Below are 19,706 nucleotides of genomic sequence, written 5' to 3' on the forward strand. Positions count from 1 at the left end.
CAGAAGGGTGCCTACGTCGCGTCAGACGTCCAGTTTCACCAGGGCGTGGCGCTTCTTGCCCGCGCTCAGCTTGATCGGCGCGGCCAGCGCGCCCGCGTCGATCATCAGCCCGGCATCGGTCAGCGGCGCGTCATCCAGCTTGGCGCCGTTCTCAGAAATCAGGCGCTTGGCCTCCTTGCCGGATTTGGCGAGGCCGGATTTCACGATCAACTGCACGATGGACATGCCGTCGCCCAGATCAGCCGCGCTCAGCGTCAGGGTGGGCAGGTCGCCGCCCACGCCACCCTTTTCGAACACCTCGCGGGCAGTGGCTTCGGCCTTGGCGGCGGCTTCGGACCCGTGCAGCAGGGTGGTGACTTCATTGGCGAGGCGTATCTTGGCCTCGTTGATCTCGGAGCCTGCCAGCGCGCCCAGACGGTCGCACTCATCCACCGGCAACTCGGTATAGAGCTTCAGGAACCGGCCCACATCCGCGTCGGTGGTGTTGCGCCAGAACTGCCAGAACTCATAAGCGGACAGCATGTCGCCGTTCAGCCAGATCGCGCCGGATTGCGATTTGCCCATCTTCTTGCCGTCGCTGGTGGTCAGCAGCGGTGAGGTCAGGCCATAGACTTCGCCCTCGATCACCCGGCGGGTCAGGTCGATGCCGTTGACGATATTGCCCCACTGGTCGCTGCCGCCCATCTGCAACACGCAGCCATAGCGGCGGTTCAGCTCAAGGAAGTCATAAGCCTGCAGGATCATGTAGTTGAATTCGAGGAAGGACAGCGACTGCTCGCGATCCAGCCGCGATTTCACCGATTCGAAGCTGAGCATCCGGTTGACCGAGAAATGCCGCCCGATATCGCGCAGAAAGTCGAGATAGTTCAGATCGTCCAGCCATTCGGCATTGTTCAGCATCAGCGCCGCGTTTTCCGCGCCGCTGTCATAATCGATATAGGCCGAGAACACTTTCCTGATCCCGGCGATATTGGCGTCGATCTGTTCGGGGCCCAGCAGTGGGCGCTCATCCGCGCGGAAAGACGGATCGCCGACCTTGGTGGTGCCGCCTCCCATCAGCGTGATCGGCCTGTGCCCGGTCTTTTGCAGCCAGCGCAGCATCATGATCTGGATCAGCGATCCCACATGCAGCGACTTGGCGGTGGCATCGAATCCGATATACCCGGGCTGGCACCCTTTGATCAGAGCCTCATCAAGGCCCTGATAATCGGTGCAGTCGGCGAGAAAGCCACGCTCCATCATCACTGCGATGAAATCCGATTTGGGGTGGTAGGTCATGTCTTGCCTCGGGGTTGAATTGCGAGGCAGGTTATAGGCGGCAGGAATGAGAAGGAAAAGGCCATGAATAGGGCCATTGCGCGGGCAGGCACGGTAAAAGCGCTGGGGGCGATGTCGGGCACCTCGCTGGACGGGGTGGATACGGCTGTGATCGAAACCGACGGGCTGACGATCGCGGGCTTTGGCGAGACCGGCTACCAGAGCTATTCCGAGGCGGACCGCGCCACGTTGCGCGCCGGGCTGGGTCAGTGGCATGGCGAGGCGGTCGAGGCGGCGGGCGATCTGGTGACCGAGGCGCATCGCAAGGCGCTTTCGGGATATGAGGGCATCGACCTGATCGGTTTTCACGGCCAGACGCTCAGCCACGAACCGCGCGGGCGCGGCACCTTGCAGGTGGGCGATGGCGCGGCGCTGGCGCATGCGCTGGGGGTGCCCGTGGTCTGGGATTTCCGCTCGGATGACATACGACTTGGTGGCGAGGGGGCGCCCTTGGCGCCGTTTTTTCATTTTGCTTGCGCCAAATGGGCGGAGCTGCGTGAGCCGCTCTGCTTTCTCAACCTCGGTGGGGTGGGCAACCTGACCTATGTCGATCCGAGTTTTGACCGACCCGAAGATGCAGGCGCGCTGCTGGCTTTTGACACCGGGCCAGCCAACGCGCCGATTGACGATCTGGTGCAGGCGCGGCTGGGCCTGCCTATGGATCGCGACGGCGCGCTTGCGCGCAAGGGCAGTGTGGAAACCGGCGCGCTGGAGCTGTTTCTGGCCGAGCCCTATTTTGCAAAAATGCCGCCCAAATCTCTGGATCGGAATGATTTCTCCGAGATGATCGAGCTGGTGCGCGAATTGAGCGACGCTGACGCCGTGGCCACGCTGACCGGCATGTGTGCCGCCGGCGTCGCGCAGGGGGTCGAGCATTGCCCGGTTCCACCATCGCGGGTTCTGGTCACCGGCGGCGGGCGGCACAACCCGGTCCTGATGCAGATGCTTGAGGTCTCGCTCGATTGCCCGGTGGAGCCGGTCGAGGTGGTTGGTCTGAACGGTGACATGCTGGAGGCGCAGGCCTTCGGTTACCTCGCCGTCCGGGTCGCACGCGGATTGCCGACCAGTTGCCCCGGCACCACCGGGGTCAGCGCGCTTGTGGGCGGCGGGGTCGTGAGCATTCCCGTGCCTGCCTGATAGCGGCCGGGGGGCTGCCGCCTAGATGTTTCTAGCCGGATGAAGGGTGGATCGGGTCTTGGCTCATGCTGCGGGCATAGCTGGTGGCGAACCCGGTATAGCCGTTCGAGGTCGATTTCAGATGTGCCTGCGTCAAAGTATGGAACTGCGGCAGCTTGTGGAACGGCACGTTGGGAAAGGCGTGATGCTCGGCATGATAGGGCATGTTCCACGCCAGAAACCGCACGACGCGGGTGGTAAACGTGGTGCGCGAGTTTTCCAGCATATTGGCGACCGGCGGGCAGAGCCCGTGTTCGGCCAGAAGGTAGAGCCGCAAGAAGGGCTGGCCGATCAGCACTGGCAAGAGCCAGACCCATAAGAGTAGCGGTGAGAGGATCAGGCTGAGCGCGCCCAGCCCGTAAAGCGCCAGCAGAAGCCGGGCCTCGCGGCGCATGGCGGTGTGCTGGCGTTCTGGCAGGTAGGGGGCGTCGATTTTGCCAAAGGCGTTCTGCAGCAGCGTTTGCGTCACGCCGCGCCAGTAGAACCAGCCGCTCAGATAGGCCAGCAGGCTTGGCCAACTATCGGGGCGGGGTTTGCCTGCAAGCTCGGGGTCGCGTTCGGGATCGTTGGTCCATTTGTGATGGGCCAGGTGGAAATAGCGAAACCAGATGAAGGGCAGGGCGATAGGCACCGCGCAGGCATGGCCCACCGCCTCATTGATCCAGCGGGTATTGAACGGGGTCTGATGGGTGCATTCATGGCTGAGCGTAAAGAGAAACACCAAGAGCAGCCCCTGCGGCAGGATCAGCAGCGGCCAGAGCGGGACTTTTGCGATGATACCAAGGGTCGTTAGGCCAAGCGCAAGGCCATAAAGCCCGAGATGGCGCAGACCCGCGCCATCTGATCGCGCCGTGAGCGCAAATTTGGTCTCGGACGGAAGTGCGGCGATAAGAGTGCGGTGATCCATGTTTTCAGCCTATCCGGCGCAAGATCTGCGTCAAGCGCGGGGAATATCGAAACCGGGTGCGGCCAGTTCGAACCCCTCGAACTCAAAGCCCGGGGAAACGGTGCAACTGACCAAGGTATAATCGCCAGTCGTGCGCGCCGCTTGCCAATGGCCCTTGGGCACGATCAGTTGCGGCTGGCCCTTGGTCAGATCGGGGGTCAGCACATGTTCGGCTGCCGGTCCCTGATCATCGGCGCTGAGCGACAGGATCAGGGGGGCACCGGCGTGGTAGAGCCAGATCTCGGTGGCATCGACCCGGTGCCAATGGCTGCGCTCATTCGCTTTGAGCAGGAAATAGATGCAGGTGCCGGTGGCGCGGCCGGGAGTGTCGGCGCGCCATGTCTCGCGGAACCAGCCGCCCTCGGGATGTTGCTCCAGACCCAGATGGGCGATGATCTCGTCTGCGGTCATGATGGTTCCTCCGATTTGCGCTGCCCGGGATATGCGCAAAGCGAGATGCCTCTGGCAATCCCCGGGCGTGCGCATATGTTCAGCCCATGACATTGATGATCCCGTTCGACAACAGCTATGCCCGTCTGCCCGATGCCTTCTATACAAGGCTGGAGCCGCAGCCGGTGGCGGCGCCGCATCTGCTGGCCTTCAACGAGGATCTGGCCCGCCTCATGGGGATCTCCCCCGGTGAAGTCACCGAAATGGCGCAGGTCTTTGCGGGCAATGCCATCCCCGAAGGGGCCACGCCGCTGTCACAGCTCTATTCCGGTCACCAGTTTGGCAATTACAACCCGCAACTGGGCGACGGGCGCGCGGTTCTGCTGGGCGAAACGGTGGGCACGGACGGGGGGCGCCGGGATATCCAGCTGAAAGGATCGGGGCGCACGCCTTATTCGCGGGGCGGGGACGGGCGCGCCTGGCTGGGGCCGGTGCTGCGCGAATATGTGGTGTCCGAGGCGATGCACGCGCTTGACATCCCCACCACGCGGGCGCTGGCGGCGGTTGAGACCGGCGAGCAGGTGTATCGCGAAACCGCCTTGCCCGGCGCCGTGCTGACACGCGTGGCCTCCAGCCATCTGCGTGTGGGCACCTTCCAGGTCTTCGCGGCGCGCGGGCAAACCGACAGCCTCAAGCGCCTGACAGACTATGCCATCAAGCGCCACTATCCGCAGGCCGACGGGCCGATGGGATTGCTGCGCGCAGTGAGTGAAGCGCAGGCGCGGCTGATCGCACAGTGGATGGCGGTGGGCTTTATCCATGGGGTGATGAACACCGACAATTGCTCGATCGCCGGAGAGACCATCGATTACGGCCCCTGCGCCTTCATGGACAGCTATCACCCAAACACGGTCTACAGCTCGATCGACCGGATGGGGCGCTATGCCTATTCGAATCAGGCCGATATCGTGGTCTGGAACATGGCGCAGTTTGCCACGGCGCTGATCCAGCAGATGGACAGCCGTGATGCGGGCGTCGAAGAGGCGACCGAGATCGTGCATGCCATGCCGGGTCTGGTGCAATCCGAATGGCTGACCCGGTTCCGCGCCAAGCTGGGATTGACGCAACAGGAAGAGGGCGATCAGGCCATGATCGCCGATCTCTTGACCCGCATGGCCGAGAATCAGGCGGATTTCATCAACACGTTCCGCGCACTTGGTACTGATAAGGCGCGCGATCAGTTCCTCGACCCCTCGGTGTTTGATGCGTGGGAAGCAGGCTGGAAAGACCGGACTGAGAAGGAGGACGACCCGGCGGCAGTGCTGCGCGCCGCGAACCCCTCGGTCATTCCCCGCAATCACCGTATCGAACAGATGATCGAGGCCGCCGTGGCGGGCGATTATGCGCCATTCCACCGCCTGAACGCGGTCCTGTCGCGGCCCTACGACGACCATCCCGACGATGGCGACCTGACCCACCCACCGGCTGAAAGCGAAGTGGTGCGAGCGACATTCTGCGGCACCTGAGCCATCTTGCATCCGCAGCGACCTCATCGCAAAAAGAAACGGCCTCGCTGAACCGGACCCCTCATGCGCCAAACCTCGACGCTGCGCCTTGCCAGCTATAACATTCAGAAATGCGTCGGGCTCGATCTGCGGCGCCAGCCGCGGCGCATCCTGCAGGTGCTGGACCGGTTGGGCGCGCAGATCGTGGTGCTGCAGGAGGCCGACAAGCGCCTGCCGCCGCGCCCGGCCGCCTTGCCGCATTTCGTGCTGGACGAGGCGGGCTGGCAGGTCGCTGATCTGGGCGGTGCAGGCAGCCTTGGCTGGCACGGCAACGCGGTGATCTGGAAGGGCGCCGGAATCACGGTCGACACGCTGGCCCATCACGATCTGCCGGGCTTTGAGCCGCGCGGCGCGGTGCGGGTGGAATTGGCAACACCGATTGGCCCGCTCAGGGTGGTCGGGCTGCATCTGGGGCTGCTGGCGCAGTCGCGCCGACATCAGGTCACCCATCTGGCGCAGGACATTGCAGCCCTGCCGGCGATGCCCACGGTCTGGGCCGGGGATTTCAACGACTGGTCGCGCCAGCCCATCCTTGATCGGCTTGCGCCCGGCATGCGCTTTCTGCGGCCTTTGCCCAGCTTTCCCGCCTTGCGCCCGCTTGGCCCGCTGGACCGGATCGCACTGGGGCCCGAGCTTGAGGCGGTGCGCCATGAGGTCTATGCCGACCGACCCGCCCATATCGCTTCGGACCACCTGCCGGTCTGGGCCGATCTGCGGCGCTGCGATTGAACGCGAATTCAACGCGAAACCCGGTGGCGCTACGGCGCGCAAGGCATTAAACCGGGGACCCAGACGGAGCAGAGGGCGAACCATGTCCAGTACGATCATAACCAGATGTGAGGCCAAGGGGCTGCGTCTGACCGGGCAACGCCGCGTCATCGCGAAGGTGCTTGAGGAAAGCGCCGATCACCCCGATGTCGAAGAGCTCTATGCCCGCGCCGTCGCCATCGATCCGGGCATCTCGATCGCCACCGTCTACCGCACTGTCAAACTGTTCGAAGAAGCGGGTATTCTGGACCGGCTGGAATTCGGCGACGGGCGCGCGCGGTATGAAGATGCCGAGCGCGATCACCACGACCACCTGATCGACATGAACTCGGGCGAGGTGATCGAGTTTGTCGACCCCGAGATCGAGGCATTGCAGGAAAAGATCGCCGCCAAGCTGGGCTATGAGCTGCGCGGTCACAAGCTGGAACTGTATGGCGTCCCGCTGCGAAAACGCTGAGGCAGGCTTGCGCATCCGAGCCAAAGCCTGCAGTGGGTTCTCCAACGAGCCAGCAGGAGAACCCCGATGAGCAAGATAAGCGCGAACCTGCGCGGTGCGACCCTGATGACGCTCGCAATGCTGGGCTTTGCGCTTGAGGACATGTTCATCAAGCTGATAGCTGAACTGCTGCCCACCTGGCAGATATTGGCGATTCTGGGCGGAGGGGGCGCGCTTGTCTTTGCGGCGATGACCAAGGCCAGCGGTCAACCGCTCTGGACGCGGGCTTATCTCAAGGGGCCGGTTCTGCTGCGCAATGTGGCCGAGATTGTCGGCACGGTTGGCTTTGTGACCGCCATTGCGCTGACACCGATTTCGCAGGCTTCGGCCATATTGCAGGCCACGCCGCTGGTGGTGACCATCGGGGCCGCGCTTTTTCTGGGCGAGCAGGTTGGCCTGCGCCGCTGGAGCGCCGTTATGATCGGGTTTTTGGGCGTGTTGCTGGTGATCCGTCCGGGGACCGAAGGCTTTGACGCCAAATCGCTTTTTGCGGTGCAGGGTGTGATCGGCTTGGCCGTGCGGGATGTGGTGACCCGGCGCGTGGGAGATGAAACCTCATCACTGCAACTCAGCTTTCTGGCCTTTCTGACCTTGATCCCTTCAGCCGCGATCCTGGCATATTTCAGCGATCGGCCCTTTGTCCCGACGTCTTTAGACCTTTGGGCTATGTTTGCGGTCTTCATCCTGATCGCGGCGGCGGCCTATCTGGCAATCGTGGCCTCGATGCGGGTCGGCGAGGTTTCGTTCGTGACCCCGTTTCGCTATTCGCGCATCGTATTTGCCCTGATCATAGGTATGACCGTTTTCCGCGAAAGGCCGGATCTGATGATGCTGATCGGGGTGGCCGTGATCGTGGGCGCGGGCATCTATGTGGTCTGGCGCGAGCGTTTGGCGGGCGTTCCAGCCGAAAAAGATGGGATTCCGGGAATTTGAACCGCTTTCAGCGGTGGTTTCCTGCTGGTCATCTCTGTTAAGACGCCCTCAATCAGGAACCAGCCGGGAAGAATACACCATGAGCACGATAATCGACATCTATGGTCGCGAGATTTTGGACAGCCGGGGTAATCCGACGGTTGAGGTTGATGTCGTGCTCGAAGATGGCACGATGGGCCGCGCTGCGGTGCCCTCCGGTGCTTCGACCGGCGCCTATGAGGCGGTCGAAAAGCGCGACGGCGACACCGCGCGCTATCTCGGCAAAGGCGTGCTGGAGGCCGTGGCCGCCGTCAATGGCGAGATCGCCGAAGAGCTGGTCGGTCTCGACGCCACCGAGCAGGAAGCTGTCGATGCGGCGATGATCGAGCTGGACGGCACGCCGAACAAGGCGCGTCTGGGTGCGAATGCGATCCTCGGCGTCAGCCTTGCCGTGGCCCGCGCTGCGGCCGATTTCACCACCCAGCCGCTTTATCGCTATGTGGGCGGCACCCAGGCGCGGGTTTTGCCGGTGCCGATGATGAACATCATCAATGGTGGCGAGCATGCCGATAACCCGATCGACATTCAGGAATTCATGATCATGCCCGTCGCGGCGGATAATATCCGCGACGCGGTGCGCATGGGATCCGAGGTGTTCCACACGCTGAAAAAAGAACTCTCCGCGGCGGGTCTGTCCACCGGGATCGGTGATGAGGGTGGCTTTGCGCCGAACCTCTCCAGCACGCGCGACGCTCTGGACTTCATCCTGAAGTCCATTGAAAAGGCGGGCTACAAACCGGGCGATGATATCCACCTGGCGCTCGATTGCGCGGCGACTGAGTATTACAAGGACGGCAAATACGTTCTGTCCGGCGAGGGTAAAAGCCTGACCTCGGAGGAAAACGCGGCCTATTTGGCGGCGCTGGTCAATGACTATCCGATCATCTCGATCGAAGATGGCATGTCCGAGGATGACTGGGACGGCTGGAAAGCGCTGACTGACGCCATTGGCAACAAGGTGCAGCTGGTGGGCGACGATCTGTTCGTGACCAACCCCGAGCGTCTGGCGATGGGGATCGAGCGGGGCTGCGCCAACTCGATGCTGGTGAAGGTGAACCAGATCGGCACGCTGAGCGAGACCCTGCGCGCAGTCGAAATGGCGCACCGGGCGCGGATGACCAACGTGATGAGCCACCGCTCGGGCGAGACCGAGGATTCCACCATCGCCGATCTGGCGGTGGCGACCAATTGCGGTCAGATCAAGACCGGCTCGCTGGCGCGCTCGGACCGGCTGGCCAAATACAACCAACTGATCCGCATCGAGGAAGCGCTGGGAGAGACCGCGCAATATGCGGGTCGTTCTATCCTGCGCGGCTGAGCGAAACAGCCCGAAGACACGCAAAGCCCCGGTCGTTTGGCCGGGGTTTTTGCTTTTGCAGGTTTTGCGGCGGGTCGATCCGGTGTTCGGGAACCACCGGACAAAAACAGGTCAGACTGTCGCGACGTCATCCCGGAAAATTGATTGGGATCAACGACCGGATAAGGTCTCACGTGGCAGGTTTTGCGCATAACTGTTGTGGAAAGGATGCGCAAATGACCTCCGTTGCGAAAACCCTGCTGGCCACGCTCGCCGCCCTTGCCGTGTTGAGCGCCTGCACCAAAGAGGGCACCTATCCGATCTCCGGTGAAGAATGCGGTCCGGACGATCCGGTCAAGACGCTGGAGGGGGCAGATTGCTACGTGCCGCCCGCAGGCATTTAAGAGCGTACATGACGGGCCGGGGCCATCGGCTCTGGCCTGTCACCCAAGCACGCGGCTCATGAGCATGTAGCGCTCGCGAGGTTTGAACCCGCTGCGCAGATAGAGTTTCTGCGCGGCGGAATCTTCGCGGTCGACCTCAAGATGGACCGCCTTGATCCCCCCTGTCGCAAGCGCTTTTGGCAGCTCCAGCAGGGTTTCGCTGGCGATGCCGCGCCGTCGGACCGCAGGGCGGATGTAGATCTCATCCACAAACGCATCCATGCCGCCAAATTCCACCGACCAGCCGAAGGTCAGAATGATGTAACCCAGTGGCGCGCGGGCCGGGCCGATCAGATAGATGCAGCCATGGGGGATGCCCTCAAGCAGCGGTTGCAGGGCCGTTTCGCGCTGTTCGGGCGACTGGTCAATGCCAACCTCGGCGTGAAACGCCGCGACAAGGCCCATCAGCCGGGCCAGATCATCGGGCTGGGCGAGGCGGAGTTGCGCGCTCATGTCTGACGCTCCAATGCTGTGCGTTCGGTTTTGTCGATCCAGCCGGATTTGCACGCGCCATAAGCCCTATGATCGCCCGGATGCAGGGCAGCGCATCTGGCCTTGACCGAGGTATAAGCCGCCCTGAGAGCTGCGTTCTGACGCAGCGCGTCGCGGAAGGCAAGATGGCGTGTGATTTCCGGTGATCCGGTGGCGAAACAATGCGCCTGAACCAGCCGTTTGCCGGTTTGCGGGTCGTCCCGACGCACATAGCGCCGCCCCGGCAGGCCGAGCGCCCCCATCCCTTCATAGCCAAGTGCTTCGATGTGGTGGCGCGCGTTGTCGCAGGCATCAGGCTGCTCGAACACCGGCAGCAGATCGATGATCGGCTTGGCGGGTAGGCCCGGCACCGAGGTCGAACCGATATGATGGATCGTGATCAGGCCTTGCAGCTCCGCTTTGCGCCAGCGTTCGGCCTCGGCCTGCGCTTGGGCGGGCCAGGTCGGATCAGGGGCCGAAAGCAGGCTCATAACCGGGCCAGACGCTCGGTCAGCAGGTCAAAGAACCCATCCGCGTCGATCTCGCCCATGAACATCGCGTTGGCTGGACGGTCGGTGACGCCCCACCAATCGGCCACTGTCATGCCGAGGGTCAGTTCGGACTGGGTTTCGATTTCCACATTGATATGGCGGCCGGAGAACAGCTCGGGGCGGATCAGATAGGCGGTCACGCAGGGATCATGCAGCGGCGCGCCGTCGGAGCCGTATTTTTCCTTGTCGAAGCGTTCGAAAAAGTCCGTCATCTCAGCCACGGCATGCCCGATTTTGCTGTTCAGCGCACGGAAGGCGTCGTTGCGGTGCGGCGTGACCAGCGCGTCATGGGTGACATCCAGTGGCATTACCACGATAGGGATGCCGGATTTAAACACGATATCAGCGGCTTCAGGGTCGACATAAATGTTGAATTCAGCGGCGGGTGTGATGTTGCCGACCTCAAAATAGGCACCCCCCATCAACACGATCTCCTGCACGCGCGGGATGATATCGGGGGCCCGCTGAAAGGCGGTCGCAATATTGGTCAGCGGTCCCAGCGGGCAGAGCGTGACTGTGCCCGCTTCTTCGCGGCGCAAGGTGTCGATGATGAAATCGACCGCGTGGCCCTCGGCCAATGGCATCACCGGATCAGGCAGCACAGGCCCGTCAAGGCCGGTTTTGCCATGCACATGTTCCGCCGTGACCAGCTTGCGGTGGAGCGGCGCGTCGCAGCCCGCAAAGACCGGCACATCAGGATGGCCCGCCAACTCGCAGACGATGCGGGCGTTTTTTGCGGTCAGCGGTAGCGGCACGTTGCCTGCAACGGCAGTGATTCCCAGCACATCAATCTCGTCGGGGCTTGCCAGCGCCAGCAGGATCGCAACCGCGTCATCCTGTCCGGGGTCGGTGTCGATGATGATCTTGCGGGCGGTCATGTGCGGCTCCTGTCAGGTGCGGCGGGACAGTCGCATCGGGGCCGTGCCCTGTCCAGAGGGCGTCTGCGGTACAAGCCGGGAACCGCCATCAAGCGGTCTGCCGTGCCGCCTGCTTTTCTTCGTTTTTGACGTCATCCCAAAGCGCATCCATCTCGGCCAGATCGCTTTCGGACGGGGTTCTGCCTCGCTGCGCCAGCCGGTCTTCGACGGCGGCAAAGCGGCGGGTGAACTTGGCATTGGTGCGGCGCAGGGCGGCCTCTGGTTCGATACCCAGATGGCGGCCCAGATTGACCATCACAAACAGCAGATCGCCGAACTCATCCTCCAACGCATCCGGGTCCTTGGCGGCGCGCGCCTCTTCCAGTTCGGCGGCCTCTTCGGTGATCTTGGCCAGCACATGGCTGGCATCGGGCCAGTCAAATCCCACGCGGGCGGCGCGTTTCTGCAGCTTATGGGCCCGCAACAAGGCGGGCAGATTGGCGGCAACCCCGTCCAGTGCGCCTTTCTGTTCCTTGCCCGCGCGCTCGGCCGCCTTGATGGTTTCCCAGTCCAGCGTCTGCTGTTCGGCCGATTTGTCACGGGATTCGTCGCCGAAAACATGCGGATGGCGGGCGACCATCTTGTCCGACATGGTGCGCACCACGTCCTGAAAGGTGAAATGGCCCGCCTCGCTTGCCATCTGCGCGTGAAAGACCGACTGGAACAGCAAATCGCCCAGCTCGCCTTTCAACTCGTCCCAGGCCTCGCGTTCGATGGCGTCCGCGACCTCATAGGCCTCTTCGATCGTGTAGGGGGCGATGGTCGCGAAATCCTGTTCGATGTCCCAGGGACAGCCGGTCTCGGGATCGCGCAGGCGGCGCATGATTTCCAGCAGGCGCTCGATCCCGGCATCGCTGTCATTGATCAAAGTATTATCTGTCATTGCGGCGGCCCCTGTTCCGGTGTCTGATGCATCAATTCCCGACGTTGACGCAGGAGTCCACCCCATGCCCGTTGTAAACCGCATCGCCGATTATGCGAGCGACATGACGGCATGGCGTCAGCATCTGCACCGCATCCCGGAACTGGGGCTGGACTGCCCCAAGACCTCGGCTTTTGTGGCGGAGAAGCTGCGGGAGTTCGGGGTGGATGAGCTGCATGAGGGCATCGCGCGCACCGGGCTTGTTGCGATCATCAACGGGCGCGGCGACGGGCCAACCATCGCGCTGCGCGCCGATATGGACGGGTTGCCGATCACTGAGGCGACGGGGCTCGACTATGCCTCGGAGCATGAGGGGCGGATGCATGCCTGCGGCCATGACGGCCATACCACGATGTTGCTGGGGGCCGCGCGCTATCTGGCCGAGACACGCAACTTCGCAGGCCGCGTCGCGCTGATCTTTCAGCCCGCCGAAGAGTCCGGCGGCGGAGCAGAAATCATGGTGCAGGAGGGCATCATGGATCGGTTCGACATCAGCGAAGTTTACGCGTTGCACAACGCGCCGGGCTTTGACGAAGGCGGGTTTTACACCACACCCGGACCGATCATGGCCGCGGTGGATACCTTTCACGTGCATGTGCAGGGCGTTGGCGGGCACGGGGCCATGCCGCATGAGACCCGCGACCCGGTGATGGCCGCTTGTGGCATCGCGCAAGCGTTTCAGACCATTGTCAGCCGCAATCACTACGCTCTGGATGATCTGGTGGTCTCGGTGACGCAGATCCACGCCGGGACGGTGGACAATGTGATCCCCGATACCGCTTATCTGAACGGCACCATCCGCACCTTCGACCCGGCGGTGCAGGCGATGGTGCGGCAACGGATGGAGCAGATCGTGGCCGGGCAGGCGGCCAGTTACGGGGTCGAGGCCACTCTGGACTATCAGATCGGATATCCCGCAACCATCAACCACCCCGACAAGACGCGGTTTGCCGTCGGTGTTGCGGGCGACGTCTCGGGCGCGCATCGGGTGATCCCGGATACGGGGCGTGAGATGGGGGCAGAGGACTTCTCTTACATGCTACAGGCCCGGCCCGGCGCTTATCTGTTTCTGGGACAGGGCGAGAGCGCGGGGCTGCACCATCCTGAATATGATTTCAACGATCAGGTGGCACCGATCGGGGCGTCGTTCTTCGCCCGTCTGGTCGAAACGGCGCAACCGCTGGCGCGGTAGGGAAGGGGGTTCGGGGATGGCGCTGGAAGATGCAAAAAATCAGGTGGATGAGGCCTTTACCCGCACCGATCTGCGCGGGCCTTCGTTCGAGAACACCTTTGGCGGGGCAACGTCGTTTCTGCGGCGCAAATACACCAAGGATTTGCGCGGGGTCGATATCGCGGTGACCGGCGTGCCCTTCGATCAGGCGGCCACCAACCGGCCCGGCACCCGGCTGGGCCCGCGCGCGATCCGCGAGGCCAGCGCTCTGCAATCACCCGATGCGCCTTATGGCTGGCCGTTTGACGCGCTGAGCGAGCTGGCCATCGTCGACTATGGCGATGTCGCCTTCGATTATGCCAATGTGCCCGCCTTTCCCGACACGGTCAGCGATCATATCCGGGCTATTCTGGAGGCCAACGTGGCCTCGGTCACTTTGGGGGGAGATCATTATATCAGCTTCCCGATCCTCAAGGCTTATGCCGAAAAATACGGGCCGATGTCGCTGCTGCAGTTCGATGCCCATACCGACACCTGGGCTGACGACGACATGAGCCGTGTCGATCATGGCACCATGTTCTACAAGGCGGTGAAATCGGGGCTGGTGGACCCGGCGCGTTCGGTTCAGGTGGGGATCAGGACCACCAATGACGACACGCTGGGCGTCAACATCATCGACGCGCGCGAGGTCTATGAGGCCGGGCCAGCGGCAACAGCGCGCAAGATCAAGGACATTCTGGGCGATCACCCGGTCTATCTGAGCTTTGATATCGACGGGTTGGACCCGGCCTTTGCGCCCGGCACCGGCACCCCGGTCTGGGGCGGGATGAGCTCGATCCAGGCCTCGATCATCCTGCGCGACATTGCCGGGATCAACATCAAAGGCGGCGACGTAGTCGAGGTCTCGCCCCCCTTCGACACCACCGGAGCCACGGCCATCGCCGGCGCCCATATCGCCACCGAGATTATCTGCCTGCTGGGATGGAACAAACGGACATGAAGCGGCGGAATGTGTTGATATGGGCGGCTATCGTCGTTGTTGGCTTGCCCACGGGATATTTTGCCCGAGACTACCTGAACCAACCTGAAGATCGCGCGCAGGCGGCGATGCGCCTATTCGAGAAATATTGTGTACCTTTGACCGACGGGCAGTTGGTTCGTCCCGATAGCTCACTAACCCGCCTTAACCTGACGGGTGAATTGGCCTGGGCGGAACCGGAGGCGCTGATACTTCTTCGATTGGCCGATTCCGGGTGTTCTGTTTCGGATATGTTGCAGCCCTTGAAGCCAGAGGAGCGACACTCGCTTGGCGTCGGTGTGGTTAAGCTCATCGAAAGAGAATTGCCCATCCTGACGCCGGATCACAATCATGGATTGGATAGTTGGGCTGAGTTCAAGGTATGGGCAAGCCATCCGATAAGAGACAACAGGCGCTGGGGCATAACACTCTATCGCGTATCTTCAGATGAAGATTCAGAAACCGCGTTAAGTCTCTCTTATCCAAAGAATGATGTTGTTTCAAAAAATTTGCGCGAACTTGAAACGAGTTCATAGGTCAAAGAGAAGACGTATCGAACTGCACCATGAGAAACTGATGACTGACTTCAACCAACCAATCAGCGGCAATGACCTGGCACGGTTTTCCGGGCCCAACACCTTCATGCGCCTGCCGCAGGCGACCAGTCTGGACGGGCTGGATGTGGCGGTGCTGGGCATTCCGATGGATATCGGCACCTCGTGGCGTTCGGGCACGCGGTTCGGACCCAAGCAGATCCGCGCCGAAAGCGCGATGATCCGGCCCTACAATATGGCCACCGGCGCGGCACCCTTTGACAGCTTGCAGATTGCCGATATCGGCGATCTGGCGATCAACACGTTTTCGCTGGCCGACAGTCTGCGGATCATCGAGGAGAGCTACGGCGCGATCCTCACCGATAACGTGATCCCGGTGGCGATGGGGGGCGATCACTCGATCACCCTACCGATCCTGCGCGCCATCGCAGCCAAACACGGCCCCGTGGCGCTGGTCCACGTGGATGCCCATGCCGACGTGAATGACGATATGTTCGGCGAGCGCGAGACCCATGGCACCGTCTTTCGCCGCGCCTATGAAGAGGGGCTGATCCAGTCTGACCGGACCTATCAGATCGGCATTCGCGGCTCGGGCTATGCCGCGACGGATTTCACCGAGGCGCAGGGCTGGGGGTTCCGGCAAGTCCCGGCCTGGGACCTCTGGCACAAGAGCCTGGCCCCGCTGGGTGCCGAGATTGGCAAGGAGATCGGCGATAGGCCCGTTTATGTCACCTATGATATCGACAGCCTTGACCCGGCCTATGCGCCCGGCACCGGCACGCCCGAGATCGGCGGGCTGACCACGCCGCAGGCGTTGGAGCTGATCCATGCGCTGAGCGGGGCCAACATTGTCGGCTGCGATCTGGTCGAGGTCTCGCCGCCCTATGATCCGTCGGGCAACACGGCGCTGACTGCGGCAAATCTTCTCTATGAGCTGATTTGCGTTCTGCCCGGTGTTGCGGCGCGTTAGGCTGGGTGGGGCCACAAAGGTCACAACCATAAGGAAGCAGGCTTGGGACGGATCGCGATGTTGATTTGGGTGCTGTTGATCGCCGTCGTGGTTGTCCTGGGCTATATTCGCCTTGCGCCGTCGGACGTGACAGAGTGGCATGTAGCCCCGATTGGGGACAGCGATGCCGATACGCGCGGCAGCGTGCTGCGGGTGTTGCAGACGGGCCCGGAGGCACTGAAGCAGTTCGATGAGGTGGCCCGCGCCGATCCGGCCACCAAGGTTCTGGCCGGATCACTGGATCAGGGGATGATCAGCTATATCACCCGCAGCAAGGTCTTCGGCTTTCCCGACTACACCACGGCGCATCAACAGGGTGAGACGCTGCGCATCTATGCAAGGCTGCGCTTTGGCCGATCGGATTTCGGCGTGAATCGCGCGCGGGTCGAGGCCTGGATCGCGCAGATGCCGTCAGGAGGATAGGCAGCCCTTCTGAACCTCGCGCCACATCGGCACGTTCAGCGACATCTGGCATTGTGCCATGAACATACGCCCATCGACCCGCATACAGATGGTCTGGCCCAGCTCGATCCGGGATCCGCTTTTGTCGGTGCAATAACAGTCCTGAACCTTGCCTCCGGGGCCTGTGACATCGGCCAGAACCGGGCTCGCGATCAGTAGAAAAACAAGTAGGTGTCGTGTCATGGCGGGAAGCCTAGCACAGTCTAACCCCTTGACCAAAGCCCCGCGATATCGGACACCGCCGGGATGGTTCCTGAAGAACGACTAGAACAGATTACCCAAAGGTTTCAGTACCTCGAAGCGGCCATGGCCGATGGCGCGGCGGGCGGTGACATTGCCCGGCTGGCCAAGGAATATTCCGATCTGAAGCCGGTGGTGGAACAGATCGCCGCCTGGCGTCAGATCCTGGCCGATCTGGCCGAGGCTGAGGCCATGCTGTCGGACCCCGACATGAAAGAACTGGCCGAAGAGGAACTGCCCGCCCTGCGTGACCAACTACCGCAGGCCGAACACGCGCTGCAACTGGCGCTGCTGCCCCGCGACGAGGCCGATGCGCGCGCCGCGATGCTGGAAATCCGCCCCGGCACGGGCGGGGATGAGGCGGCGTTGTTCGCCGGTGATCTCTTGCGCATGTATCAGCGCTTTTGCGAGGCGCGCGGCTGGAAGTTCGACATTGTCGAGGAACAGGCCACCGAGTTGGGCGGCATCAAAGAAGTCGTGGTGCATATCAAGGGCGAGAATGTCTTTGCCCGGATGAAATACGAATCCGGCGTGCATCGGGTCCAGCGCGTGCCCAGCACCGAAAGCGGCGGGCGTATCCACACCTCTGCGGCGACTGTGGCGGTGCTGCCCGAGGCCGAGGATGTGGATGTGCAGATCGACGCGGGCGACTTGCGGATCGACACGATGCGCAGTTCCGGGGCAGGGGGGCAGCATGTGAACACCACCGATTCCGCAGTGCGGATCACCCATATCCCCAGCGGTATCGTGGTCACCAGCTCCGAGAAATCCCAGCACCGCAACCGCGAGATCGCGATGCAGGTGCTCAAGACCCGGCTCTATGATCTGGAACGCCAGCGGATCGACAGCGAACGCTCGGCGGATCGCGCCAGTCAGGTGGGCTCGGGCGACCGGTCGGAACGCATCAGGACCTACAATTTTCCGCAAGGACGGATGACCGATCACCGGATCAACCTGACGCTCTACAAGCTCGATCAGGTGATGCAGGGCGATCTGAACGAGGTGATCGACGCGCTGACCGCCGACGACCAGGCACGGTTGCTGGCCGAGATGGGCCAATGACCACCGCGCAGACAGCCGCGCAGGCGATGGTTGCGGCCACAGCGCGGCTGCGGGCCGCGGGCGTGCCCGACCCGGCCCGCGACGCGCGGGTGCTGCTGGCCCATGCCGCCCGGATCGAGGCCAGCCGCGTGACGCTGATCGCACCCGAAGACCTCGCCCCCGAGATCGCCGAACGCTACGACCATCTGATCGCTTTGCGTGCCATCCGGGTGCCGGTCTCCCACCTTCTGGGCGAGCGCGAATTCTATGGCCGCCGCTTCAAGTTGAGCAGCGACGTGCTGGACCCGCGTCCCGAGACCGAAACCCTGATCGAGGTGGCGCTGTCGCTGCCTTTTGAGCGGGTGCTGGATCTGGGCGTGGGCTCGGGCTGCATTCTGGTGACGCTGCTGGCCGAACGCCCCGACGCCACCGGGATCGGTGTCGACCTGAGCGAGGCCGCTTGCCTGCAGGCGAGCGCCAACGCAGTGCTGCACCGTGTCGAGGACCGCGCCGATATCAGGCGCTCGGACTGGTTCGGCGCGGTTCAGGGCACATTCGATCTGATCGTGGCCAACCCGCCTTACATCGCGCTAGATGAAATGCCCGGCCTTGCTGCCGAAGTGCGCGAGCATGAGCCGGAAATGGCGCTGACCGATGGCGGGGACGGGCTGGAAGCCTATCGCCAAATCGTGGCCTCGGCCTGCGATTTTCTGGAACCCGGAGGGCGGCTGATCCTTGAGATTGGCGCGACGCAGGCAAAGGCGGTCAGCGCTCTGGTCCGGGCGGCGGGGCTGGCGCAGGTGCAGGCGATCCGCGATCTTTCCGGCCATGACCGTGTCATTCTGGCGCAGTGTCCCGGCTGAAACCGGCTCTCTCCAGCGTCAAACAGCCATATCACCCGCAAATTTTCGTTTTTTTCGACCTGCCCTCTTGTTTGTGGCGGCAGGACGTGTTTACTCAGACATGTCGCTGCGGATGAGGCATTAGGCTCGCCCGCGACACCAAGCCCAAAAAGTCGATACCCGGCGCAAGTGGTCGCATGAACCGGAGAACAGGGTGATCGACATTCGAAAGACAAGGCTGACTAAAACAAAATGAGATCGTCCAAATCCCGTTCGCGGTCGAAGAACAACCGTAACCGGCCCTCTGGTGGCAACGTCGTCAATCGCGTGTTTGACAGCTCTGGCCCCGAAGGCAAGGTGCGCGGCACACCGCAGCAGATCATTGACAAGTACAACCAGCTTGCCCGCGATGCGCAGCTAGCAAATGACCGCGTGGCCACTGAGAACTTTCAGCAGCATGCCGAACATTACCTGCGGCTGCTGAGCGAGGCGCAGCGCGAGATGGATGCGCGGCGCGAAGAGCAGGAACGCCAGAACCGCGAACGCCAGGCCGAGCGCGACCGCGAACGCGCCGAACGTCAGGAACGCGAAGCGGCGGCCCCGGCTCCGGCACAACCCGCCCCGGTTGTTGACCCGGCAGAAACGACGCAGCCCGATGTTCTGGACGTGGCGGGTGAGGATCAATCCGGCGATAGCGGATTGGTTGAAACTCCCGAAAGCAAGCCCAAGAAACAGGCGCGTCGACCCCGGGCCCGCAAGCCCAAAGCCAGTGACAGCGCCGAGGCCACGACGACGCCCGCCGCTGATTCCGGTGACGCGCCCGAAGCGGCAGAATAAGATCGAGAAACTGCATCGGAACGCCTGCGGATCAAGCCGGGCGTTCTGTCAGATTTGCATTCCTGATTACGCGCGGATGCGCGGGATCAGGACAGGATGAATGCCGCCAGCGCGCCGGTCACGCCAAAGGCGCAGGCAAAGATGACCAACTCAAGCACGGGAAAGACCGCGCCAGCGTCGCTGGCTTTTCGTGACGACGCATCATGCGCCGCAGAAAAAGCGTTGTTTGGGTGATGAATGGTTTTCAAAACAGGCCTCACACACACAGAAACTGACCAACAGGACTGTGAGCTTAGCCGAT

24 protein-coding genes are annotated in these 19,706 nt (G+C 62.6%); 15 read left to right on the top strand and 9 right to left on the bottom strand.

Translation table 11 applies throughout. The features are described 5' to 3' along the window. Window positions 1-21 precede the first annotated feature (21 nt). Window positions 22-1,278 carry a tyrosine--tRNA ligase gene (tyrS, locus tag AB1E34_RS14990; RefSeq protein WP_372573144.1) on the bottom strand — a complete coding sequence of 419 codons (1,257 nt, stop codon included), beginning with the start codon at window positions 1,276-1,278 and terminating at the stop codon, window positions 22-24. Window positions 1,279-1,341: 63 nt separating this feature from the next. Here tyrS and AB1E34_RS14995 point away from each other — a divergent pair, with 63 nt between their 5' ends. Further along, the gene (locus AB1E34_RS14995; RefSeq protein WP_372573145.1) at window positions 1,342-2,454 is read left to right on the top strand and encodes an anhydro-N-acetylmuramic acid kinase; all 1,113 of its coding nucleotides are present in this window, start codon (window positions 1,342-1,344) and stop codon (window positions 2,452-2,454) included. Window positions 2,455-2,485: 31 nt separating this feature from the next. Here the strand turns inward: AB1E34_RS14995 and AB1E34_RS15000 are convergent, their stop codons facing one another. Beyond that, window positions 2,486-3,400 carry a fatty acid desaturase gene (locus AB1E34_RS15000; protein ID WP_372573146.1) on the bottom strand — a complete coding sequence of 305 codons (915 nt, stop codon included), beginning with the start codon at window positions 3,398-3,400 and terminating at the stop codon, window positions 2,486-2,488. Between the two features lie 30 nt (window positions 3,401-3,430). Then, a complete protein-coding gene (locus tag AB1E34_RS15005) occupies window positions 3,431-3,850 on the bottom strand; it encodes a cupin domain-containing protein (protein ID WP_372573147.1) in 420 nt (139 codons plus the stop codon). 86 nt (window positions 3,851-3,936) lie between these two features. Here AB1E34_RS15005 and AB1E34_RS15010 point away from each other — a divergent pair, with 86 nt between their 5' ends. The 6 genes from AB1E34_RS15010 to AB1E34_RS15035 all read left to right on the top strand — a co-directional run bounded on the left by AB1E34_RS15010 (window position 3,937) and on the right by AB1E34_RS15035 (window position 9,331). Continuing rightward, window positions 3,937-5,355 carry a protein adenylyltransferase SelO gene (locus tag AB1E34_RS15010; RefSeq protein WP_372573148.1) on the top strand — a complete coding sequence of 473 codons (1,419 nt, stop codon included), beginning with the start codon at window positions 3,937-3,939 and terminating at the stop codon, window positions 5,353-5,355. Window positions 5,356-5,418: 63 nt separating this feature from the next. Next, the gene (locus AB1E34_RS15015; RefSeq protein ID WP_372573149.1) at window positions 5,419-6,123 is read left to right on the top strand and encodes an endonuclease/exonuclease/phosphatase family protein; all 705 of its coding nucleotides are present in this window, start codon (window positions 5,419-5,421) and stop codon (window positions 6,121-6,123) included. A gap of 82 nt (window positions 6,124-6,205) precedes the next feature. Then, window positions 6,206-6,619: a Fur family transcriptional regulator gene (locus tag AB1E34_RS15020; RefSeq protein ID WP_372573150.1), complete on the top strand. Its 414-nt coding sequence runs from the start codon at window positions 6,206-6,208 to the stop codon at window positions 6,617-6,619. Between the two features lie 66 nt (window positions 6,620-6,685). Further along, on the top strand, window positions 6,686-7,591 hold the full coding sequence (locus AB1E34_RS15025) for a DMT family transporter (RefSeq protein ID WP_372573151.1): 906 nt from the start codon (window positions 6,686-6,688) through the stop codon (window positions 7,589-7,591). A 79-nt stretch (window positions 7,592-7,670) separates the two neighbouring features. Further along, window positions 7,671-8,948, top strand: coding sequence for a phosphopyruvate hydratase (eno, locus tag AB1E34_RS15030; RefSeq protein ID WP_372573152.1), 1,278 nt, complete (start codon window positions 7,671-7,673; stop codon window positions 8,946-8,948). Between the two features lie 215 nt (window positions 8,949-9,163). Beyond that, window positions 9,164-9,331, top strand: coding sequence for a hypothetical protein (locus tag AB1E34_RS15035; RefSeq protein ID WP_372573153.1), 168 nt, complete (start codon window positions 9,164-9,166; stop codon window positions 9,329-9,331). Between the two features lie 39 nt (window positions 9,332-9,370). Here the strand turns inward: AB1E34_RS15035 and AB1E34_RS15040 are convergent, their stop codons facing one another. The 4 genes from AB1E34_RS15040 to mazG form a co-directional block, all read right to left on the bottom strand. Beyond that, window positions 9,371-9,823: a GNAT family N-acetyltransferase gene (locus tag AB1E34_RS15040; RefSeq protein ID WP_372573154.1), complete on the bottom strand. Its 453-nt coding sequence runs from the start codon at window positions 9,821-9,823 to the stop codon at window positions 9,371-9,373. Further along, window positions 9,820-10,332, bottom strand: coding sequence for a GrpB family protein (locus tag AB1E34_RS15045; RefSeq protein ID WP_372573155.1), 513 nt, complete (start codon window positions 10,330-10,332; stop codon window positions 9,820-9,822). Before AB1E34_RS15045 ends, AB1E34_RS15040 begins: the two co-directional genes overlap by 4 nt. Further along, a complete protein-coding gene (locus tag AB1E34_RS15050) occupies window positions 10,329-11,270 on the bottom strand; it encodes a nucleoside hydrolase (RefSeq protein ID WP_372573156.1) in 942 nt (313 codons plus the stop codon). Before AB1E34_RS15050 ends, AB1E34_RS15045 begins: the two co-directional genes overlap by 4 nt. A gap of 88 nt (window positions 11,271-11,358) precedes the next feature. Next, a complete protein-coding gene (gene mazG / locus AB1E34_RS15055) occupies window positions 11,359-12,192 on the bottom strand; it encodes a nucleoside triphosphate pyrophosphohydrolase (protein WP_372573157.1) in 834 nt (277 codons plus the stop codon). 64 nt (window positions 12,193-12,256) lie between these two features. Between mazG and AB1E34_RS15060 the strand changes: the two genes are divergently transcribed. The 5 genes from AB1E34_RS15060 to AB1E34_RS15080 are packed head-to-tail and all read left to right on the top strand — an operon-like array spanning window position 12,257 to window position 16,406. After that, a complete protein-coding gene (locus AB1E34_RS15060; RefSeq protein WP_372573158.1) occupies window positions 12,257-13,423 on the top strand; it encodes a M20 aminoacylase family protein in 1,167 nt (388 codons plus the stop codon). Between the two features lie 16 nt (window positions 13,424-13,439). Beyond that, window positions 13,440-14,402: an agmatinase gene (gene speB, locus AB1E34_RS15065; protein WP_372573159.1), complete on the top strand. Its 963-nt coding sequence runs from the start codon at window positions 13,440-13,442 to the stop codon at window positions 14,400-14,402. Then, window positions 14,384-14,956: a hypothetical protein gene (locus AB1E34_RS15070; RefSeq protein WP_372573160.1), complete on the top strand. Its 573-nt coding sequence runs from the start codon at window positions 14,384-14,386 to the stop codon at window positions 14,954-14,956. The genes speB (AB1E34_RS15065) and AB1E34_RS15070 overlap by 19 nt, the downstream gene beginning before the upstream one ends. A gap of 40 nt (window positions 14,957-14,996) precedes the next feature. Continuing rightward, on the top strand, window positions 14,997-15,944 hold the full coding sequence (gene speB, locus AB1E34_RS15075; RefSeq protein ID WP_372573161.1) for an agmatinase: 948 nt from the start codon (window positions 14,997-14,999) through the stop codon (window positions 15,942-15,944). A 57-nt stretch (window positions 15,945-16,001) separates the two neighbouring features. After that, window positions 16,002-16,406, top strand: a complete 405-nt coding sequence (locus AB1E34_RS15080) for a DUF1499 domain-containing protein (RefSeq protein WP_372573162.1) — start codon at window positions 16,002-16,004, stop codon at window positions 16,404-16,406. Here AB1E34_RS15080 and AB1E34_RS15085 read toward each other — a convergent pair. Beyond that, window positions 16,395-16,628: a hypothetical protein gene (locus AB1E34_RS15085; RefSeq protein ID WP_372573163.1), complete on the bottom strand. Its 234-nt coding sequence runs from the start codon at window positions 16,626-16,628 to the stop codon at window positions 16,395-16,397. The two genes, AB1E34_RS15080 and AB1E34_RS15085, sit on opposite strands and share 12 nt — an antisense overlap. Window positions 16,629-16,691: 63 nt before the next feature. Here AB1E34_RS15085 and prfA point away from each other — a divergent pair, with 63 nt between their 5' ends. The 3 genes from prfA to AB1E34_RS15100 all read left to right on the top strand — a co-directional run bounded on the left by prfA (window position 16,692) and on the right by AB1E34_RS15100 (window position 19,405). Beyond that, a complete protein-coding gene (gene prfA, locus AB1E34_RS15090) occupies window positions 16,692-17,747 on the top strand; it encodes a peptide chain release factor 1 (protein WP_372573164.1) in 1,056 nt (351 codons plus the stop codon). Beyond that, window positions 17,744-18,589 carry a peptide chain release factor N(5)-glutamine methyltransferase gene (gene prmC / locus AB1E34_RS15095; RefSeq protein WP_372573165.1) on the top strand — a complete coding sequence of 282 codons (846 nt, stop codon included), beginning with the start codon at window positions 17,744-17,746 and terminating at the stop codon, window positions 18,587-18,589. Before prfA ends, prmC begins: the two co-directional genes overlap by 4 nt. 231 nt (window positions 18,590-18,820) lie before the next feature. Next, window positions 18,821-19,405, top strand: a complete 585-nt coding sequence (locus AB1E34_RS15100; RefSeq protein WP_372573166.1) for a DUF4167 domain-containing protein — start codon at window positions 18,821-18,823, stop codon at window positions 19,403-19,405. Between the two features lie 86 nt (window positions 19,406-19,491). Here the strand turns inward: AB1E34_RS15100 and AB1E34_RS15105 are convergent, their stop codons facing one another. Next, on the bottom strand, window positions 19,492-19,653 hold the full coding sequence (locus AB1E34_RS15105; protein ID WP_372573167.1) for a hypothetical protein: 162 nt from the start codon (window positions 19,651-19,653) through the stop codon (window positions 19,492-19,494). Window positions 19,654-19,706 lie beyond the last annotated feature (53 nt).

Source organism: Ruegeria jejuensis (assembly GCF_041537905.1).
Lineage (GTDB): Bacteria > Pseudomonadota > Alphaproteobacteria > Rhodobacterales > Rhodobacteraceae > Ruegeria_C.

Bases quoted from the DNA above. Each gene is read 5' to 3' on its own strand.
- tyrS (WP_372573144.1), bottom strand. From the start codon at position 1,278: ATGACCTACCACCCCAAATCGGATTTCATCGCAGTGATGATGGAGCGT.
- AB1E34_RS14995 (WP_372573145.1), top strand. From the start codon at position 1,342: ATGAATAGGGCCATTGCGCGGGCAGGCACGGTAAAAGCGCTGGGGGCG.
- AB1E34_RS15000 (WP_372573146.1), bottom strand. From the start codon at position 3,400: ATGGATCACCGCACTCTTATCGCCGCACTTCCGTCCGAGACCAAATTT.
- AB1E34_RS15005 (WP_372573147.1), bottom strand. From the start codon at position 3,850: ATGACCGCAGACGAGATCATCGCCCATCTGGGTCTGGAGCAACATCCC.
- AB1E34_RS15010 (WP_372573148.1), top strand. From the start codon at position 3,937: ATGACATTGATGATCCCGTTCGACAACAGCTATGCCCGTCTGCCCGAT.
- AB1E34_RS15015 (WP_372573149.1), top strand. From the start codon at position 5,419: ATGCGCCAAACCTCGACGCTGCGCCTTGCCAGCTATAACATTCAGAAA.
- AB1E34_RS15020 (WP_372573150.1), top strand. From the start codon at position 6,206: ATGTCCAGTACGATCATAACCAGATGTGAGGCCAAGGGGCTGCGTCTG.
- AB1E34_RS15025 (WP_372573151.1), top strand. From the start codon at position 6,686: ATGAGCAAGATAAGCGCGAACCTGCGCGGTGCGACCCTGATGACGCTC.
- eno (WP_372573152.1), top strand. From the start codon at position 7,671: ATGAGCACGATAATCGACATCTATGGTCGCGAGATTTTGGACAGCCGG.
- AB1E34_RS15035 (WP_372573153.1), top strand. From the start codon at position 9,164: ATGACCTCCGTTGCGAAAACCCTGCTGGCCACGCTCGCCGCCCTTGCC.
- AB1E34_RS15040 (WP_372573154.1), bottom strand. From the start codon at position 9,823: ATGAGCGCGCAACTCCGCCTCGCCCAGCCCGATGATCTGGCCCGGCTG.
- AB1E34_RS15045 (WP_372573155.1), bottom strand. From the start codon at position 10,332: ATGAGCCTGCTTTCGGCCCCTGATCCGACCTGGCCCGCCCAAGCGCAG.
- AB1E34_RS15050 (WP_372573156.1), bottom strand. From the start codon at position 11,270: ATGACCGCCCGCAAGATCATCATCGACACCGACCCCGGACAGGATGAC.
- mazG (WP_372573157.1), bottom strand. From the start codon at position 12,192: ATGACAGATAATACTTTGATCAATGACAGCGATGCCGGGATCGAGCGC.
- AB1E34_RS15060 (WP_372573158.1), top strand. From the start codon at position 12,257: ATGCCCGTTGTAAACCGCATCGCCGATTATGCGAGCGACATGACGGCA.
- speB (WP_372573159.1), top strand. From the start codon at position 13,440: ATGGCGCTGGAAGATGCAAAAAATCAGGTGGATGAGGCCTTTACCCGC.
- AB1E34_RS15070 (WP_372573160.1), top strand. From the start codon at position 14,384: ATGGAACAAACGGACATGAAGCGGCGGAATGTGTTGATATGGGCGGCT.
- speB (WP_372573161.1), top strand. From the start codon at position 14,997: ATGACTGACTTCAACCAACCAATCAGCGGCAATGACCTGGCACGGTTT.
- AB1E34_RS15080 (WP_372573162.1), top strand. From the start codon at position 16,002: ATGTTGATTTGGGTGCTGTTGATCGCCGTCGTGGTTGTCCTGGGCTAT.
- AB1E34_RS15085 (WP_372573163.1), bottom strand. From the start codon at position 16,628: ATGACACGACACCTACTTGTTTTTCTACTGATCGCGAGCCCGGTTCTG.
- prfA (WP_372573164.1), top strand. From the start codon at position 16,692: ATGGTTCCTGAAGAACGACTAGAACAGATTACCCAAAGGTTTCAGTAC.
- prmC (WP_372573165.1), top strand. From the start codon at position 17,744: ATGACCACCGCGCAGACAGCCGCGCAGGCGATGGTTGCGGCCACAGCG.
- AB1E34_RS15100 (WP_372573166.1), top strand. From the start codon at position 18,821: ATGAGATCGTCCAAATCCCGTTCGCGGTCGAAGAACAACCGTAACCGG.